The sequence below is a fragment of the Neisseria cinerea genome, from assembly GCF_900475315.1.
Lineage (GTDB): Bacteria > Pseudomonadota > Gammaproteobacteria > Burkholderiales > Neisseriaceae > Neisseria > Neisseria cinerea.
Map to the genome: position 1 here is coordinate 1,106,753 of NZ_LS483369.1, position 17,828 is coordinate 1,124,580.

A 17,828-nucleotide genomic window follows, 5' to 3' on the forward strand; every position below is an offset into this window, starting at 1 on the left:
CGTCTGAACCTTTCAGACGGCATTGATTTATTTAGCCCTTGCCCACGCCCACCAAACCGTCAGGACAACCGCCAGAAAATACACAGCACTCCAAACAGGCAAAGCGACCCCCAGCAGATAATCCGGTTCGGCACAATTTCCGAACCCGCGCACAACAGGCTCGAACCAATCAAACAAAGGCCAGCCCTTCAATCGAAACGTCCACGGAGCACCGCACGAAGGAGCCGTACCCGGCGGCAGCGACTGCAGCCACAACTGATATGCCGCAACAGCCGCGCCCGTAACGGCAGGAATACTGATAAACACTGCGCCTGACAGTCGTCCCACCCTGCCCTTGGGCTTACACGCCAGCACAATTGCCGCACATAATCCGGTTGCCAAGACGCACAACCGCTGGCTAATACACAAAACACAAGGGTCCATACCCAAAACATACTGCGCCGCCAAAGAGCCGGCGAAAGCGCAAACCGAGACGGCAAACAGCAGCCAAACGGTTTTTTTAAATAACGGGTTCATTTTCTCAACACATCAATCAAATACCGATACACCGATTTTGCTGGATATATCCAGAGATGGCAAGGGATATATCCAGAGATGGCAAGGGATGCATCAAAATCAGTGCAGGTGCGGACGATTTCGGTTTTCTCCAATATGCACAAGACCTGACAATAGACAAAACGGCGATTTGCTCCGCACAATGCCGACAAGGAAATACCGAGGAATTTAGATTTGGCAAACTTAATGAATGAAAAACAACAGCTGATAAAGAAAAGACAAAAGTTTATTTCAATGAAGTGCGTATGATTTTCTTGAATAAACAGATTGATGAGTTTTTGGGGAAATTTGTTCCCCGTTAGTCATCGGGTAAGATTTTTTGCAGAATTCGAATCGGGCGAATAAATTTTCAGAAAATAATTGACAGCAAGTAAGAAACGGCGGATAATTACCGCCGTTGAGTTGCTTGATGCAGCTTGATTTTTCTCCTCTATTTCTCCTTTGTAGACTTGGCGCACGCTTAAACAAGCCGTGCGCATTTTTTTATCCCGTCCTCTCTTGAAGTTTAATTACTTTTATCGTTTGGATTTCTATTCTTTAAGAAATTTAACAAGAAAAAACTTGCCTTTTATGACTGATAACGGCATAATTCACCCCGTTAGCTGGTTCGAGTAGTCAGTTAATAGTTTCTCCTCTATTTCTCCTTTGTAGACTTGGCACACATTCTATTGAATGTGTGCATTTTTTATCTAAAACTACAACCTACCATACGTTTTGTTGTTATATTTCATTCAGGTGTCAAACTACATAGCCAGCCTGAAATATTCAATCCAAATCCAACACCGTATTTTCTTTGACTTCTTCCATCACGACATAACTCCTGCTCTCAGATGCTGCAGGAAGTTGTAACAAAATATTGCCGAGCATATCGCGGTAAGCCGACATATCGTGTAAGCGGACTTTAATCAGATAATCATACTCCCCCGATACCAGATGGCACTCCATAATCTGCGGTATTTTCAATACTTCCTTTTTAAAGTCTTCAAAGATGTTGCCCGACTTGGATTGTAATTTCAATTCGACGAAAACCAACAACGGTTTGCCCAATAAATGAGGATTGAGATGTGCATGATAACCCGTAATATAATGCTCCCGCTCCAAACGGCGTACCCGTTCGGTAACCGGAGTAGTGGACAATCCTACTTTCTCGGCAAGCTCCGTCATGGGAATACGGGCGTTTTTCTGCAGGATCTTGAGGATACGGAAATCAATCTTATCTAACTCTTTCATTTGTCTTTACCTTGTTGTTTATTATTGATTTTAATGGTTTGGATGCTGATAATGAAAGACAATTATATCAGGAAAACACAAGCCTCCTTTCCCTATGGCAAACCCAACCCTACCTCCGGAGAGTAAGGTTCTTTAATATTTTAAAAGCCTTGCCATTGGATTATAATCCCCCAACCGATTTCTTAATTTTGCTAATAAACACTTGTTTGGTAAGGAATGAATTTATGCGCCCTTTGAACGTGCAGATCAGGTTGGGCAACCTTAGGCACAATTATCAGATTTTAAAGGAAATGCACGGAGGCAAACTGTTGGCGGTAGTGAAGGCCGACGCATACGGACACGGTGCGGTCAGATGTGCTTTCGCGCTGGCAGACTTGGCAGATGGTTTCGCAGTGGCCACAATCGATGAGGGAGTCAAGCTGCGGGAGAGTGGCATTACCAATCCGATTGTCCTTTTAGAAGGCGTATTTGAAGCATCAGAGTACGAAGCGGTCGAACAATACTCGCTCTGGCCGGCAGTCGGAAACCAATGGCAGCTTGAGGCTTTGCTTTCCCGGCATTGGAAAAAACCGGTCAAGGTCTGGTTGAAAATGGATTCGGGGATGCACCGTACCGGATTTTTCCCTCATGATTACGCTTCGGCATATGCAGCCTTGAAACAGTCGGAATATGTGGACAGTATTGTCAAGTTCTCGCATTTCTCCTGCGCGGACGAACCCGAAAGCGGCATGACGGAAATACAGATGGAAGCATTCGATTTGGGTACAAAAGGGCTGGAAGGCGAAGAAAGCCTTGCCAATTCGGCGGCTATTTTGAATATCCCCGAAGCACGCAGGGATTGGGGGCGCGCGGGCTTGGCGTTATACGGCATTTCCCCGTTCGGAGGCAACGATGACAGGCTGAAACCCGTGATGAGGCTTTCCACCCGTGTTTTCGGCGAACGCGTTTTACAGCCGCACTCCCCTATCGGTTATGGCGCAACATTTTATACCAGTAAATCTACGCGCGTCGGCCTGATTGCCTGCGGTTATGCGGACGGTTATCCGCGCCGTGCTCCAACCAACTCCCCCGTAGCCGTCGACGGTAAATTGACCCGGATCATCGGCAGAGTCTCTATGGATATGATGACCATCGAGCTGGATGCTTCGCAAGAAGGTTTGGGTCATGAAGTCGAACTGTGGGGCGATACGGTCAATATCAATACCGTTGCCGAAGCAGCCGGAACCATTCCTTACGAATTAATGTGCAATATAAAACGTGCAAAATTCACTTATATTGAATAAATGAACTAAAAAAGAAATGCCGTCTGAAATGTTTCAGACGGCATTTTTAATATACGGCAATCAGTTTTTCATCGATTGAACCGGTGCAGGAATCCTGCCGCCGCGGTTGACGAACACTTCGCACGAACCTTCTTTAACCGGCATCACAGGCGCATAGCCCAACAAACCGCCGAACTCGACGCTGTCGCCGACGGTTTTGCCCGTTACCGGAATAATGCGCACGGCAGTAGTTTTGCTGTTGATCATGCCGATGGCAGCTTCGTCGGCGATGATGCCGGAAATGGTGTGCGCAGGCGTGTCGCCAGGGACGGCGATCATATCCAAACCGACCGAGCAGACAGCGGTCATCGCTTCGAGTTTGTCCAGCGTCAGCACGCCTGCTTCGGCGGCAGCAATCATGCCTTCGTCTTCAGAAACGGGGATAAACGCGCCGCTCAAACCCCCGACCGCGCTGGAAGCCATCATGCCACCTTTTTTCACGGCATCGTTCAGCAATGCCAAAGCAGCCGTCGTGCCGTGCGTACCGCAGACGCTCAAGCCCATTTCTTCAAGGATGCGCGCCACCGAGTCGCCGACGGCAGGGGTCGGTGCCAGCGACAAATCAAGAATGCCGAACGGGATGCCCAGTATTTTCGAGGCTTCGCGGCCGATGAGTTCGCCCACGCGGGTGATTTTGAAGGCAGTTTTCTTCACAACTTCGGCGACTTCGGTCAGGCTGACCGCGTCCGAATTTTCCAGCGCGGCTTTGACCACGCCCGGTCCCGATACGCCGACGTTGATAACGGCGTCCGCTTCACCAGCACCGTGAAACGCACCCGCCATAAACGGGTTGTCTTCCACCGCGTTGCAGAACACGACGATTTTGGCGCAGCCGAAACCTTCGGGCGTGATTTCGGCCGTGTGTTTGATGGTTTCGCCTGCCAGCTTGACTGCATCCATATTGATACCGGCGCGCGTGCTGCCGATATTGATGGAGCTGCACACGATGTCGGTAGTCTTCATTGCTTCGGGAATGGAGCGGATTAACACCTCATCCGAAGGCGACATGCCTTTTTGCACCAGCGCGGAAAAGCCGCCGATAAAAGACACACCGATGGCTTTGGCTGCCTTGTCCAAAGTCTGCGCCACGCTGACGTAAGAATCGGCTTTGGTTGCCGCCGCGATTTGGGCAATCGGCGTGACGGAAATGCGCTGATTCACAATCGGCACGCCGTATTTGGCGGAGAGATGTTTCGCCGTAGCGACCAAATCTTTGCCGACAGTGGTAATTTTGTTGTAAATGTTTTGGTTCAGTACATCGATGTCGGTGCTGATACAGTCGTGCAAATCAATACCTATGGTAATGGTGCGGACGTCGAAATGCTGGTCAGCAACCATTTTGACAGTTTCTAAAATCTCGCCGGATTGAATACTCATCACATTCCTCCGACTCAAATGCGGTGCATGGCTTGGAAAATTTCTTCGTTTTGCATACGGATATCAAGCGCGAGTTTTTTGCTCTCTTCCGCAAACAAATCCAAGATCTCTTGATGCGATTTGGTGCATTTTGAAGTGTCCACCAAAATAATCATGGTAAAAAAATCATCCATCAGTTGTTGGCTGATGTTGAGAATATTGATTTGGTTTTCCGCTAAAATTTTGGAAACATCGTACACAATGCCCACACGGTCTTTGCCGATGACGGTGATGACTGAATTATTCACGAAACTTTCTCCTTGCAGATATTCATTAAAAGCCAAAATTATATACCACGGCTAAATTTTCAAGAAACAATGCCATCAATCTGCACATATAAGAATGCCGTCTGAATATATTTCAGACGGCATCAACTTTAGGGTTCGATTAAATAACCATCCTTATCCCACTGGGTTTTCCTAACCAACTTATCATCCTGATAAACAGCTTCACTCTTTTTAGAACCATCTTCATACCACTCTAAGACTACTCCATTACGTTTATGATGATGGATAGACAGTTCCGAGAGTAATCGGCCGCTTTCATCCCATGTCAGAATCTTGGCTGGCTCATCATTGACCATGACCATTTCCGTCTTGATATTGCCATCAGCATACCATTGTTTCCATATGCCGTTTGCCTTATTTTGTTTAAACTGGATTTCGCTTTCCTTGCTGCCATTACGGTAATAGCGGTATCCCGTACCCTCACTCAAGCCATTTTTATAAGGCATAACTGCAGATTTTTTACCGTTCGGATACCAGTTGACCCATTCACCATCCGGTTTACCCTTACTGAAACTTCCCGTCATCTTTCTTTGACCATTAAAATGCCACAAAATCAACATGCCATTTTGCAGGTTAGGTACAAAAGATTTGATTTGCGTTGAAGCAACAATATAAGGTTCGGAATATTTCTTCATCGACGGATAATAAAAATCCTGAGCATGAGCAATACCAGATACCACACTATATTGCCTAATATAAGCCGCAGATGACATCGTTGCCGTCAGTTTCCCATGCTGATTAAAATAAACTGAATAAGTCTGCGCCGACAACGTAGCCGAAAAACTCAAAAGTACAATTGAAAATACAATCCGATATAACGTTTTCATTACAATAGCAATATAAAAATCAAAAAGTAAAGCAATTAACTTGTAAACAATATGGTAAAGGATTTATCAGCCAACCGTCAAACCCAAGACAACACATAGTAAAAAATGCCGTCTGAAAACAAATCGTCTTCAGACGGCATTTTCCCTTCAACTCACTCTTCACCCAATAACTGTTCACGCGTCAACAGGAAAACAAAACCATCTCCTCCACTGGTTTCCAACCAAGTAAAAGGCAATTCCGGATACGCTGCTTCTAATACATCCCTGTTATGCCCGATTTCTACCAACAATACACCTTTAGGATTCAGAAACTTTGCAGCATTCAGAAGAATTTGTCTGGTTGCATCCAATCCGTCCTCACCACTACCCAATGCCAATTCCGGTTCATGTAAATACTCTTCAGGTAATAACTCAACCGATTCCGCATCAACATAAGGAGGATTGGAAACAATCAAATCATAAGTACCTTCCAATCCTTCAAACAAATCCGTATGAATAAGCTGGATGCGTTCTTCCAAACCATAATCTTCGACATTAATCCCTGCTACTTCCAAAGCATCCAAGCTCACATCAACCGCATCAATGTGCGCATCGGGATAGTGATGCGCCATCTGAATTGCGAGACATCCGCTTCCGGTACAAAGATCCAACGCATTATGCACCAACTCATCGTATTCTATCCAAGGACGAAGTCCGTCACCCAACAATTCATAAATAAAAGAACGAGGTATGATTACGCGCTCATCCACATAAAAATCAAACTCTCCCTGCCATGCCTGCTGCGTCAAATAAGCAGCAGGAATATGTTCAACGGCGCGTCGCTCAATAACCGCCAACACTTTCTCTTTTTCAGCTTTAAGTAATTTTGCATCAAGATAGGGATCAAGAACATCCAAAGGCAAATTTAACGTATGCAAAATTAAATAAGCTGCTTCATCATGAGCATTATCACTACCATGACCAAAAGAAAGTCCCTCTTCATTAAAACGACTGACTGCAAAACGCAAAATATCACGGATAGTCATTAATTCCTGTACCGCTTGAATAAACATAACATGAACCATTTCACATATAAACATCTAGAATTATAGCAGAAACAACAACTATGCCATTTTAAATCACCAAATAGCATTTAATCCGTACATTCAAATACAAGAAGCTGCTGAAAACATCAAAATAAAACATCCTTTCCTCTAGGAAAGAATAACCCACACTAACCTTTTATTTATTATTCTCATTCTTTCTGAATATTCTCAACATTTTTTCCTGGCAAAGCAAAAACCCCCGGATATCCGGGGGTTTTCTGAATGGGTGTTTGGCAGTGACCTACTTTCGCATGGAAGAACCACACTATCATCGGCGCTGAGTCGTTTCACGGTCCTGTTCGGGATGGGAAGGCGTGGGACCAACTCGCTATGGCCGCCAAACTTAAACTGTTACAAATCGGTAAAGCCTTAATCAATATATTCGGTGATGACTGAAATCAGTCAGTAAGCTTTTATCTTTGAAGTTCTTCAAATGATAGAGTCAAGCCTCACGAGCAATTAGTATGGGTTAGCTTCACGCGTTACCGCGCTTCCACACCCCACCTATCAACGTCCTGGTCTCGAACGACTCTTTAGTGTGGTTAAACCACAAGGGAAGTCTCATCTTCAGGCGAGTTTCGCGCTTAGATGCTTTCAGCGCTTATCTCTTCCGAACTTAGCTACCCGGCTATGCAACTGGCGTTACAACCGGTACACCAGAGGTTCGTCCACTCCGGTCCTCTCGTACTAGGAGCAGCCCCCGTCAAACTTCCAACGCCCACTGCAGATAGGGACCAAACTGTCTCACGACGTTTTAAACCCAGCTCACGTACCACTTTAAATGGCGAACAGCCATACCCTTGGGACCGACTACAGCCCCAGGATGTGATGAGCCGACATCGAGGTGCCAAACTCCGCCGTCGATATGAACTCTTGGGCGGAATCAGCCTGTTATCCCCGGAGTACCTTTTATCCGTTGAGCGATGGCCCTTCCATACAGAACCACCGGATCACTATGTCCTGCTTTCGCACCTGCTCGACTTGTCGGTCTCGCAGTTAAGCTACCTTTTGCCATTGCACTATCAGTCCGATTTCCGACCGGACCTAGGTAACCTTCGAACTCCTCCGTTACTCTTTGGGAGGAGACCGCCCCAGTCAAACTGCCTACCATGCACGGTCCCCGACCCGGATTACGGGTCTGGGTTAGAACCTCAAAGACACCAGGGTGGTATTTCAAGGACGGCTCCACAGAGACTGGCGTCTCTGCTTCTAAGCCTCCCACCTATCCTACACAAGTGACTTCAAAGTCCAATGCAAAGCTACAGTAAAGGTTCACGGGGTCTTTCCGTCTAGCAGCGGGTAGATTGCATCTTCACAACCACTTCAACTTCGCTGAGTCTCAGGAGGAGACAGTGTGGCCATCGTTACGCCATTCGTGCGGGTCGGAACTTACCCGACAAGGAATTTCGCTACCTTAGGACCGTTATAGTTACGGCCGCCGTTTACTGGGGCTTCGATCCGATGCTCTCACATCTTCAATTAACCTTCCAGCACCGGGCAGGCGTCACACCCTATACGTCCACTTTCGTGTTAGCAGAGTGCTGTGTTTTTAATAAACAGTCGCAGCCACCTATTCTCTGCGACCCTCCTAGGCTTACGGAGCAAGTCCTTAACCTTAGAGGGCATACCTTCTCCCGAAGTTACGGTATCAATTTGCCGAGTTCCTTCTCCTGAGTTCTCTCAAGCGCCTTAGAATTCTCATCCTGCCCACCTGTGTCGGTTTGCGGTACGGTTCGATTCAAACTGAAGCTTAGTGGCTTTTCCTGGAAGCGTGGTATCGGTTACTTCGTGTCCGTAGACACTCGTCGTCACTTCTCGGTGTTAAGAAGACCCGGATTTGCCTAAGTCTTCCACCTACCGGCTTAAACAAGCTATTCCAACAGCTTGCTAACCTAACCTTCTCCGTCCCCACATCGCATTTGAATCAAGTACAGGAATATTAACCTGTTTCCCATCGACTACGCATTTCTGCCTCGCCTTAGGGGCCGACTCACCCTACGCCGATGAACGTTGCGTAGGAAACCTTGGGCTTTCGGCGAGCGGGCTTTTCACCCGCTTTATCGCTACTCATGTCAACATTCGCACTTCTGATACCTCCAGCACACTTTACAATGCACCTTCATCGGCCTACAGAACGCTCCCCTACCATGCCGGTAAACCGGCATCCGCAGCTTCGGTTATAGATTTGAGCCCCGTTACATCTTCCGCGCAGGACGACTCGACCAGTGAGCTATTACGCTTTCTTTAAATGATGGCTGCTTCTAAGCCAACATCCTGGCTGTCTATGCCTTCCCACTTCGTTTACCACTTAATCTATCATTTGGGACCTTAGCTGGCGGTCTGGGTTGTTTCCCTCTTGACAACGGACGTTAGCACCCGCTGTCTGTCTCCCGAGGAACCACTTGATGGTATTCTGAGTTTGCCATGGGTTGGTAAGTTGCAATAACCCCCTAGCCATAACAGTGCTTTACCCCCATCAGTGTCTTGCTCGAGGCACTACCTAAATAGTTTTCGGGGAGAACCAGCTATCTCCGAGTTTGTTTAGCCTTTCACCCCTATCCACAGCTCATCCCCGCATTTTGCAACATGCGTGGGTTCGGTCCTCCAGTACCTGTTACGGCACCTTCAACCTGGCCATGGATAGATCACTCGGTTTCGGGTCTACACCCAGCAACTATTCGCCCTATTAAGACTCGGTTTCCCTACGCCTCCCCTATTCGGTTAAGCTCGCTACTGAATGTAAGTCGTTGACCCATTATACAAAAGGTACGCAGTCACACCACTAGGGTGCTCCCACTGTTTGTATGCATCAGGTTTCAGGTTCTATTTCACTCCCCTCCCGGGGTTCTTTTCGCCTTTCCCTCACGGTACTGGTTCACTATCGGTCGATGATGAGTATTTAGCCTTGGAGGATGGTCCCCCCATATTCAGACAGGATTTCACGTGTCCCGCCCTACTTTTCGTACGCTTAGTACCACCGTTGTGATTTTGAATACGGGACTATCACCCACTATGGTCAAGCTTCCCAGCTTGTTCTTCTATCTCAACAGTTATCACGTACAGGCTCCTCCGCGTTCGCTCGCCACTACTTGCGGAATCTCGGTTGATTTCTTTTCCTCCGGGTACTTAGATGGTTCAGTTCTCCGGGTTCGCTTCTCTAAGTCTATGTATTCAACTTAGGATACTGCACAGAATGCAGTGGGTTTCCCCATTCGGACATCGCGGGATCATAGCTTTATTGCCAGCTCCCCCGCGCTTTTCGCAGGCTTACACGTCCTTCGTCGCCTATCATCGCCAAGGCATCCACCTGATGCACTTATTCACTTGACTCTATCATTTCAAGAACTTCTTTGACTTCGTTTACCTACCCGTTGACTAGGGAAGCAAACTTGAAATTTCTACTTTGATAAAGCTTACTGCTTTGTTGTGTCTTAATCCTGCCTTTTGTGTTTCAGGATTAAGTCGATACAATCATCACCCAAATACTGTGTTTGTTTTCTTTTCTCTCGCGAGAGATTTTTACCCTTTGCAAAAGGTAAAAATCAAAACAAACTCATTGTCTTTGTTTGTTGATTTCGGCTTTCCAATTTGTTAAAGATCGATGCGTCGTTATTCTACTTCGCAAATCAAAATAAGCTGCTAAAAATAGCAAACTTGCTTTCATTTGTAAAGTTTTGGTGGAGGCAAACGGGATCGAACCGATGACCCCCTGCTTGCAAAGCAGGTGCTCTACCAACTGAGCTATGCCCCCGTTATTGGTGGGTCTGGGAGGACTTGAACCTCCGACCCCACGCTTATCAAGCGTGTGCTCTAACCAGCTGAGCTACAAACCCGGATTCTCTTCTTAAGCGAACCTTGCCTTCACTCAAGCTTCTTCCGCATCTTTTCAGTTTACCGATAAGTGTGAATGCCTAAAGCCTCTTCTTTCTCTAGAAAGGAGGTGATCCAGCCGCAGGTTCCCCTACGGCTACCTTGTTACGACTTCACCCCAGTCATGAAGCATACCGTGGTAAGCGGACCCCTTGCGGTTATCCTACCTACTTCTGGTATCCCCCACTCCCATGGTGTGACGGGCGGTGTGTACAAGACCCGGGAACGTATTCACCGCAGTATGCTGACCTGCGATTACTAGCGATTCCGACTTCATGCACTCGAGTTGCAGAGTGCAATCCGGACTACGATCGGTTTTGTGAGATTGGCTCCACCTCGCGGCTTGGCTACCCTCTGTACCGACCATTGTATGACGTGTGAAGCCCTGGTCATAAGGGCCATGAGGACTTGACGTCATCCCCACCTTCCTCCGGCTTGTCACCGGCAGTCTCATTAGAGTGCCCAACTGAATGATGGCAACTAATGACAAGGGTTGCGCTCGTTGCGGGACTTAACCCAACATCTCACGACACGAGCTGACGACAGCCATGCAGCACCTGTGTTACGGTTCCCGAAGGCACTCCTCCGTCTCTGGAGGATTCCGTACATGTCAAGACCAGGTAAGGTTCTTCGCGTTGCATCGAATTAATCCACATCATCCACCGCTTGTGCGGGTCCCCGTCAATTCCTTTGAGTTTTAATCTTGCGACCGTACTCCCCAGGCGGTCAATTTCACGCGTTAGCTACGCTACTGAACAATCAAGTTGCCCAACAGCTAATTGACATCGTTTAGGGCGTGGACTACCAGGGTATCTAATCCTGTTTGCTACCCACGCTTTCGAGCATGAACGTCAGTGTTATCCCAGGAGGCTGCCTTCGCCATCGGTATTCCTCCACATCTCTACGCATTTCACTGCTACACGTGGAATTCTACCTCCCTCTGACACACTCTAGTCACCCAGTTCAGAACGCAGTTCCCAGGTTGAGCCCGGGGATTTCACATCCTGCTTAAGTAACCGTCTGCGCTCGCTTTACGCCCAGTAATTCCGATTAACGCTCGCACCCTACGTATTACCGCGGCTGCTGGCACGTAGTTAGCCGGTGCTTATTCTTCAGGTACCGTCATCAGCCGCTGATATTAGCAACAGCCTTTTCTTCCCTGACAAAAGTCCTTTACAACCCGAAGGCCTTCTTCAGACACGCGGCATGGCTGGATCAGGCTTGCGCCCATTGTCCAAAATTCCCCACTGCTGCCTCCCGTAGGAGTCTGGGCCGTGTCTCAGTCCCAGTGTGGCGGATCATCCTCTCAGACCCGCTACTGATCGTCGCCTTGGTAGGCCTTTACCCCACCAACTAGCTAATCAGATATCGGCCGCTCGAATAGCGCAAGGCCCGAAGGTCCCCTGCTTTCCCTCTCAAGACGTATGCGGTATTAGCTGATCTTTCGATCAGTTATCCCCCACTACTCGGTACGTTCCGATATGTTACTCACCCGTTCGCCACTCGCCACCCAAGAAGCAAGCTTCTCTGTGCTGCCGTCCGACTTGCATGTGTAAAGCATGCCGCCAGCGTTCAATCTGAGCCAGGATCAAACTCTTATGTTCAATCTCTAACTTTTTAACTTCTGGTCTGCTTCAAAGAAACCGACAGGACAATGTTCAAAACATCATCTTGTCTGTCTTTCAAACAGTGTGAGGCTCAAGGCACTCACACTTATCGGTAATCTGTTTTGTTAAAGAGCGTTTGAACTATTAAGTACGCAACAGTATCGGAATATCCAATACGGCTTAAACCAAACCGTGCTATACTTCTCCGTTTCATTACCGCCGCTTCGTCAGCAGCGAAGAACCGAACTATACGCTTGAAGACGTATACGGTCAATACCTCACCTTGCCTTTTTTTAATTATTTTCTCCATCTCGCTGTCTGATAAGGTTTTTTATTTCGCCACAAACCACATCCGACTCGAAATTTACCTACACTCCTCTTATCCACTCCCCTTTTTTTCTGTCATATAGCTTTAAAATAACTGAGAAAGAGGTATCAGACAAGTAATCTGTATTTTGTTATAAAATTGGTAATGTTTCTTCTTTTACAACCAAAATCATTCAATGGGTAAACATATTCTTTTAGGCATAACGGGCAGTATTGCAGCTTATAAAGCTTGCGAACTGGTACGCTTACTGAAAAAACAGGGGCACTCCATTACGGTGGTCATGAGCCGCTCAGCAACCGAGTTTGTCTCTCCTTTAACTTTTCAGGCTTTAAGCGGAAATCCTGTGCTAACCGACACGCACGGTGACAACGGTTCAAACGGTATGGAACATATCAACTTAACCCGGAATGCGGATGTTTTTCTGATTGCGCCGGCAAGTATGAATACCGTGGCAAAAATCTGTAACGGCTTGGCAGATAACCTACTGACCAATCTGGCAGCCGCACGGAAATGTCCTCTTGCCATCGCTCCCGCCATGAATGTGGAAATGTGGCTCAACCCTGCCAACCGACGGAATATCGCACAACTAGTTTCAGACGGCATTACTGTCTATATGCCAGGCTCGGGCGAACAGGCTTGCGGAGAAAATGGTATGGGAAGGATGCCGGAGCCCGCAGAATTGCTGGACCTGCTTCCAGATTTATGGACACCGAAAATTTTAAAGGACAAGAAAATCTTGATTACCGCAGGCGCGACATTTGAATCCATTGACCCTGTCAGGGGCATCACAAATATTTCCAGCGGGAAAATGGGCGTGGCTTTAGCGCGGGCGTGCCGTGCCGCCGGTGCGGAAGTCAGCCTGATTTACGGGCAACTTCAAACCGAACTGCCTTTCGGTATATCCAATACGGTTCAAACCGTCAGCGCTGAAGATATGCATCGCGCAGTGCATCGTTTGATTGAAAAACAAGATGCTTTTATTTCTGTTGCCGCCGTCTCAGACTATAGGGTTAAAAACAGGAGTACTCAAAAATTCAAAAAAGATAAAAATGCCAATCCGTTATCTATCGAATTGGATGAAAACCCTGATATTTTGGCGTCCATTGCCTCATTACCGAACCCTCCTTTCTGTATCGGTTTTGCCGCTGAAACGGAGAATGTATTGGCATATGCGCGAGAAAAACGTATTAAGAAAAAAATACCGATGATAGTTGCCAATGATGTTTCAATCGCGATGGGCAAATCGACCAACCGGATTACCATTATCGGGGACGACGGGGAACTGTCTTTTCCCGAAACAAGTAAAGATGAAGCGGCAATGTGGATTGTTGAAAGGCTTGCCGTATATTTAGACAAATAAGTAGCTGGACAGATAAACCACAAAACGGGTTGTCTATTACTGAAAAAGACAACCCGTTTTACCTGCTTCAACTTCTAATAACTTTGCGGATATATGGGATACTGTGCAGATTTTGAATAATCTGATTCAATTGATTCAGATTTTTAACTTTCAATAAGAATTTGAATTCGACAAAACCTTCCGTTCCCGACTGGGATTTAGACGGTGTTTCGACCGACTCGATGTCCGCACCGGAATCGGAAATAGCTTGCGCCATTAATGCCAGCAATCCGTGACTGTCTTCCGATTGAACATGCAGCCCGATACGATAGTTCTGTCCGTTCATATTTTCCCAGTCTGCATCCAGCTGCTGTTCGGGATCGGACTTTAACAACGTTGGGCATGTATCCCTATGGATAATCATGCCTTTTCCCTTAACCAACAACAAACGGATGGAATCACCGGGAACCGGATGGCAACACTCTGCAAAATGAATATGTCCGCTTTCCTGCCCATCGACTTTAATGGAACTGAGCCTGACCTCGCTACCGAAATGCTTTCCTGCCAATTCAGCAATATGCATGGCAACATAAACGGGCAGGGTATGGCCCATCCCGACGTTATACAATACTTCTTCAAACGATGTCTGTTTATCGTTAAGGTCTTCCAAATATCTTTCTTTAATGCCGTCTGAAAGCAAGATATCTTTGGGTAACAAACTGGACAGGGCTTTCTGCAACAAGCCTTCACCCAAAACAATCGCATCATGCCTGTTAAGGTTTTTAATATATTGGCGTATGGCACTGCGCGCCCTGCCGGACACGGCGAAATTCAACCATGCAGGATTTGGTTTGGCATGTTCGGATGTAATAATTTCGACGGAATCACCGGTTTTGAGCTTCGTACGCAACGGCATCATGATATTGTTGATACGTGCGGCAACGGTTTTGTGCCCAATATCGGTATGCACCGCATAAGCAAAATCGATAGGTGTTGCACCCTTGGGCAATGTTAGGATTTTTCCTTTTGGCGTAAGGATATAGATTTCGTTTGGAAACAAATCTACCTTGACATGTTCAAGAAACTCAATAGCATTGGCACTGCTTGCCTGCAAATCTAAGATATTTTTCAGCCACCGGTTTGTGTGAAGCACCGCCTGATCGACCGTCTTAGAATCTGATTTATAGCTCCAATGTCCGGCGATTCCACCTTCGGCAACAGCATCCATTTCCCTGGTACGTATCTGCACTTCAACCGGCAAACCGTAAGGCCCGACCAAAGTAGTATGCAAGCTTTGATAACCGTTGCTTTTCGGAATGGCGATGTAGTCTTTAAACCGTCCGGGCTTGGGCTGATAGAGGTTGTGCAATGCTCCGAGCGCAGCATAACATGCAGGAATACTGTTAACGATGACACGGAAACCGTAAATATCCATAACTTCGGAGAAATGCAGTTTTTTTTCTAACATTTTCCGATAGATGCCGTACAGGTTCTTTTCCCGACCCTTGATTTTGGCTTCTATGTTCGCCCCTACCAAACGCTGGCTGAACGCACGCAAAATCTTTCCAACAATATCCTGCCTGTTTTTCCGACTCTTATCCATCGCCTTTTTCATGGTTTCATAACGATTGGGATGGAGATTCTGGAAAGATAAATCCTGAAGCTCTTGATATGCATTATTCAAACCTATACGGTTGGCAATTTGCGCATAGATTTCAAGGGTTTCTTTTGCAATACGGCGACGCTTGTCCGGACGCATCGAACCGAGTGTCCGCATATTATGCAGACGGTCGGCAAGTTTGACGACAATCACGCGTACATCTTTGGTCATTGCCAAAATCAGTTTGCGGAAACTCTCCGCCTGATGCTCTGCATGATCTTCAAATTTGAGTTTTTCAAGCTTGGACAGACCGTCCACCATCTCGGCAATCGTATTGCCGAATCTTGCGGCCATCTCCTCTTTCGTAACGCCTGTATCTTCCAGCACATCGTGCATTACACCCGCACAGAGACCCTGTACGTCCATATGCCAAACGGCAAGCTGTGTCGCAACGGCAATCGGATGCGTAATGTATGGTTCGCCACTTTTCCGGGTTTGTCCGTCATGAGCGTGAAATGCATAGGCAACGGCCTTCTCGAGCTCAACCTGTTCTTCAGGCTTGAGATAGGAAGCGGTACGGAAAAGCAGAGTGCGTGCTTCGGCAGTTAAATGGTCGTAAGGTGCGGTGGGTTGTGGGACAGGCATTTCAGACGGCTTTCGGAACATATTTTATTTTTCGTTTCAAACCGTCGGACCGCGCACCTGCGGAAAGATTCGCCGGCGCGCGTTTCCGGCAGGCTTTATTTACTGCACGTCAGCAGTTCCATGCCGACATGTCCTGCAGCAATTTCCCGCAAGGCAGTAACGGTCGGTTTGTTATTGCGGACATCGTCCACAAGCGGCGTATTGCCATTTTCAAGCTGGCGGGCCCGACGGGCCGCTACCAATGTCAGGTCAAAATGGTTTGAAATTTTTCCGGTACAGTCTTCTGTGGTAATACGTGCCATATTATTCGCTTTCTTTCAAGAATATTTAAAATGGGAACTGGATATTTTCGCCGTTTTCTAGGAATTTTCCAACAAATTCGCAATAAACCCCAGTTGCACGGATTTTTTCAGACGGCAAGAACTCACAATATGAACCAAATCCGCCTCCGCTTTCTCCAAGTCGTCATTAACCACGACATAATCGAACAATACAGACTGTTCGATTTCATGCCTTGCTTTCGAAAGCCTCCTTTGGATAACTTCCTGACTATCCGTCCCGCGTCCGTGCAGACGTGCAGCAAGCACATCGAAAGACGGCGGCAGGATAAAGATACCGACAGCTTCGGGCAGCGCATCTCGAACCTGAGCCGCCCCCTGAACGTCGATTTCCAGAATGACATCATAACCTGCCGCAGCCAATGCATTCACACCTTCGATGCTTGTACCGTAATAGTTTCCGAATACATCGGCGTACTCCAAAAAAGCCTTCTGCGCGATAAGCGACTCAAACTCTTCTTTGGAGACAAAGTGATAATGCACGCCGTTTGCTTCACCTTCCCGCGGCGACCGAGTCGTATGCGACACGGAAACGCGCAAACCGGCATGATTTGCCAATAGCCGAGAAACCAGCGTGGTTTTCCCCGTACCGGAGGCGGCGGAGATAATAAAGATATTGCCTTTTTTATAAGCGGTCATGTCTCTTACCTGTATGTTTTCAAGCCGATTGTACCACAACAGGCACCTGATTTCATGCTCGCCTACACCCATATTTTGCCGCTATTGCCTTGATTGATTTGGCAAGCAGCAGACTGACGGCTACAATATGGCGTTAAAAACATTAAATTTGGAATACTCCCATGCTGTTTCACCCCGAAGCCATGAGTGTCGGCGCGCTTGCCGACAAAATCCGCAAAATTGAAAACTGGCCGCAAGAAGGCATCTTATTCCACGACATCACACCTGTCCTGCAAAGTGCGGAACACTTCCGCCTTTTAGTCGACCTGCTGGTTTACCGCTATATGGGTCAAAAAATCGATATGGTTGCTGGCTTGGATGCACGCGGATTTATTATCGGCGCGGCACTCGCCTATCAGCTCAATGTCGGTTTCGTACCTATCCGGAAAAAAGGCAAGCTACCTTTTGAAACCGTATCGCAAAGTTATGCGCTCGAATACGGGGAGGCGACAGTGGAAATTCACACCGATGCCGTCAAACCCGGTTCCCGTGTCCTGCTGGTCGATGATTTAGTTGCGACAGGCGGCACAATGCTTGCCGGACTGGAGCTGATCCGCAAACTCGGCGGAGAAATTGTCGAAGCTGCCGCCATTTTGGAATTTACCGACCTTCAAGGCGGCAAGAATATCCGTGCAAGCGGCGCGCCCTTATTTACCCTGCTTCAAAACGAAGGCTGCATGAAGGGCTGAAAACCGACCCTG

At 47.4% G+C, this 17,828-nt stretch carries 12 protein-coding genes, 2 tRNA genes, 3 rRNA genes and 1 pseudogene; 3 read left to right on the forward strand and 15 right to left on the reverse strand.

Features of this window, described 5'->3' with window-relative positions; all coding sequences use genetic code 11:
- Window positions 1–27 precede the first annotated feature (27 nt).
- From DQM57_RS05815 to DQM57_RS05820, 3 genes and pseudogenes are all read right to left on the reverse strand, one after another.
- Window positions 28–516 carry a disulfide bond formation protein B gene (locus DQM57_RS05815; protein WP_111727251.1) on the reverse strand — a complete coding sequence of 163 codons (489 nt, stop codon included), beginning with the start codon at window positions 514–516 and terminating at the stop codon, window positions 28–30.
- A gap of 337 nt (window positions 517–853) precedes the next feature.
- Window positions 854–1,034: pseudogene (locus tag DQM57_RS10030) on the reverse strand (hypothetical protein).
- A 286-nt stretch (window positions 1,035–1,320) separates the two neighbouring features.
- Window positions 1,321–1,785, reverse strand: coding sequence for an Lrp/AsnC ligand binding domain-containing protein (locus tag DQM57_RS05820; RefSeq protein ID WP_107859678.1), 465 nt, complete (start codon window positions 1,783–1,785; stop codon window positions 1,321–1,323).
- A 224-nt stretch (window positions 1,786–2,009) separates the two neighbouring features.
- Here DQM57_RS05820 and alr point away from each other — a divergent pair, with 224 nt between their 5' ends.
- Complete coding sequence (gene alr / locus DQM57_RS05825; RefSeq protein ID WP_111727252.1) at window positions 2,010–3,068, forward strand: alanine racemase; 1,059 nt, start codon at window positions 2,010–2,012, stop codon at window positions 3,066–3,068.
- 60 nt (window positions 3,069–3,128) lie between these two features.
- On the opposite strand, the gene DQM57_RS05830 is transcribed toward alr, so the two are convergent.
- The 9 genes from DQM57_RS05830 to DQM57_RS05870 all read right to left on the reverse strand — a co-directional run bounded on the left by DQM57_RS05830 (window position 3,129) and on the right by DQM57_RS05870 (window position 12,196).
- On the reverse strand, window positions 3,129–4,484 hold the full coding sequence (locus DQM57_RS05830; RefSeq protein ID WP_111727253.1) for a PFL family protein: 1,356 nt from the start codon (window positions 4,482–4,484) through the stop codon (window positions 3,129–3,131).
- A gap of 14 nt (window positions 4,485–4,498) precedes the next feature.
- Window positions 4,499–4,771: an ACT domain-containing protein gene (locus tag DQM57_RS05835; protein WP_108043754.1), complete on the reverse strand. Its 273-nt coding sequence runs from the start codon at window positions 4,769–4,771 to the stop codon at window positions 4,499–4,501.
- A 128-nt stretch (window positions 4,772–4,899) separates the two neighbouring features.
- A complete protein-coding gene (locus tag DQM57_RS05840; protein WP_108043753.1) occupies window positions 4,900–5,637 on the reverse strand; it encodes a toxin-antitoxin system YwqK family antitoxin in 738 nt (245 codons plus the stop codon).
- Between the two features lie 152 nt (window positions 5,638–5,789).
- The gene (prmB, locus tag DQM57_RS05845) at window positions 5,790–6,689 is read right to left on the reverse strand and encodes a 50S ribosomal protein L3 N(5)-glutamine methyltransferase (RefSeq protein ID WP_167395548.1); all 900 of its coding nucleotides are present in this window, start codon (window positions 6,687–6,689) and stop codon (window positions 5,790–5,792) included.
- A 261-nt stretch (window positions 6,690–6,950) separates the two neighbouring features.
- Window positions 6,951–7,064 (reverse strand): 5S ribosomal RNA (rrf, locus tag DQM57_RS05850).
- Between the two features lie 96 nt (window positions 7,065–7,160).
- A 23S ribosomal RNA gene (locus tag DQM57_RS05855) occupies window positions 7,161–10,052 on the reverse strand.
- 345 nt (window positions 10,053–10,397) lie between these two features.
- Window positions 10,398–10,473, reverse strand: a tRNA-Ala gene (locus DQM57_RS05860).
- A gap of 5 nt (window positions 10,474–10,478) precedes the next feature.
- Window positions 10,479–10,555 (reverse strand) — tRNA-Ile (locus DQM57_RS05865).
- A 100-nt stretch (window positions 10,556–10,655) separates the two neighbouring features.
- Window positions 10,656–12,196, reverse strand: a 16S ribosomal RNA gene (locus DQM57_RS05870).
- Together the 16S, 23S and 5S rRNA genes with 2 tRNA genes alongside form the textbook arrangement of a ribosomal RNA operon.
- Window positions 12,197–12,702: 506 nt before the next feature.
- Between DQM57_RS05870 and coaBC the strand changes: the two genes are divergently transcribed.
- The gene (coaBC, locus tag DQM57_RS05880; RefSeq protein WP_111727254.1) at window positions 12,703–13,887 is read left to right on the forward strand and encodes a bifunctional phosphopantothenoylcysteine decarboxylase/phosphopantothenate--cysteine ligase CoaBC; all 1,185 of its coding nucleotides are present in this window, start codon (window positions 12,703–12,705) and stop codon (window positions 13,885–13,887) included.
- A 67-nt stretch (window positions 13,888–13,954) separates the two neighbouring features.
- On the opposite strand, the gene DQM57_RS05885 is transcribed toward coaBC, so the two are convergent.
- The 3 genes from DQM57_RS05885 to gmk form a co-directional block, all read right to left on the reverse strand.
- Entirely contained in the window at window positions 13,955–16,111 is a 2,157-nt protein-coding gene (locus DQM57_RS05885) for a RelA/SpoT family protein (protein WP_108044132.1), read from the reverse strand.
- Between the two features lie 95 nt (window positions 16,112–16,206).
- Entirely contained in the window at window positions 16,207–16,413 is a 207-nt protein-coding gene (rpoZ, locus tag DQM57_RS05890) for a DNA-directed RNA polymerase subunit omega (protein ID WP_108044116.1), read from the reverse strand.
- Between the two features lie 57 nt (window positions 16,414–16,470).
- The gene (gmk, locus tag DQM57_RS05895; protein WP_108044131.1) at window positions 16,471–17,088 is read right to left on the reverse strand and encodes a guanylate kinase; all 618 of its coding nucleotides are present in this window, start codon (window positions 17,086–17,088) and stop codon (window positions 16,471–16,473) included.
- A gap of 161 nt (window positions 17,089–17,249) precedes the next feature.
- On the opposite strand from gmk, the gene DQM57_RS05900 reads away from it, so the two are divergent.
- Entirely contained in the window at window positions 17,250–17,816 is a 567-nt protein-coding gene (locus DQM57_RS05900) for an adenine phosphoribosyltransferase (RefSeq protein WP_107860284.1), read from the forward strand.
- The last annotated feature ends 12 nt before the right edge of the window (window positions 17,817–17,828 follow it).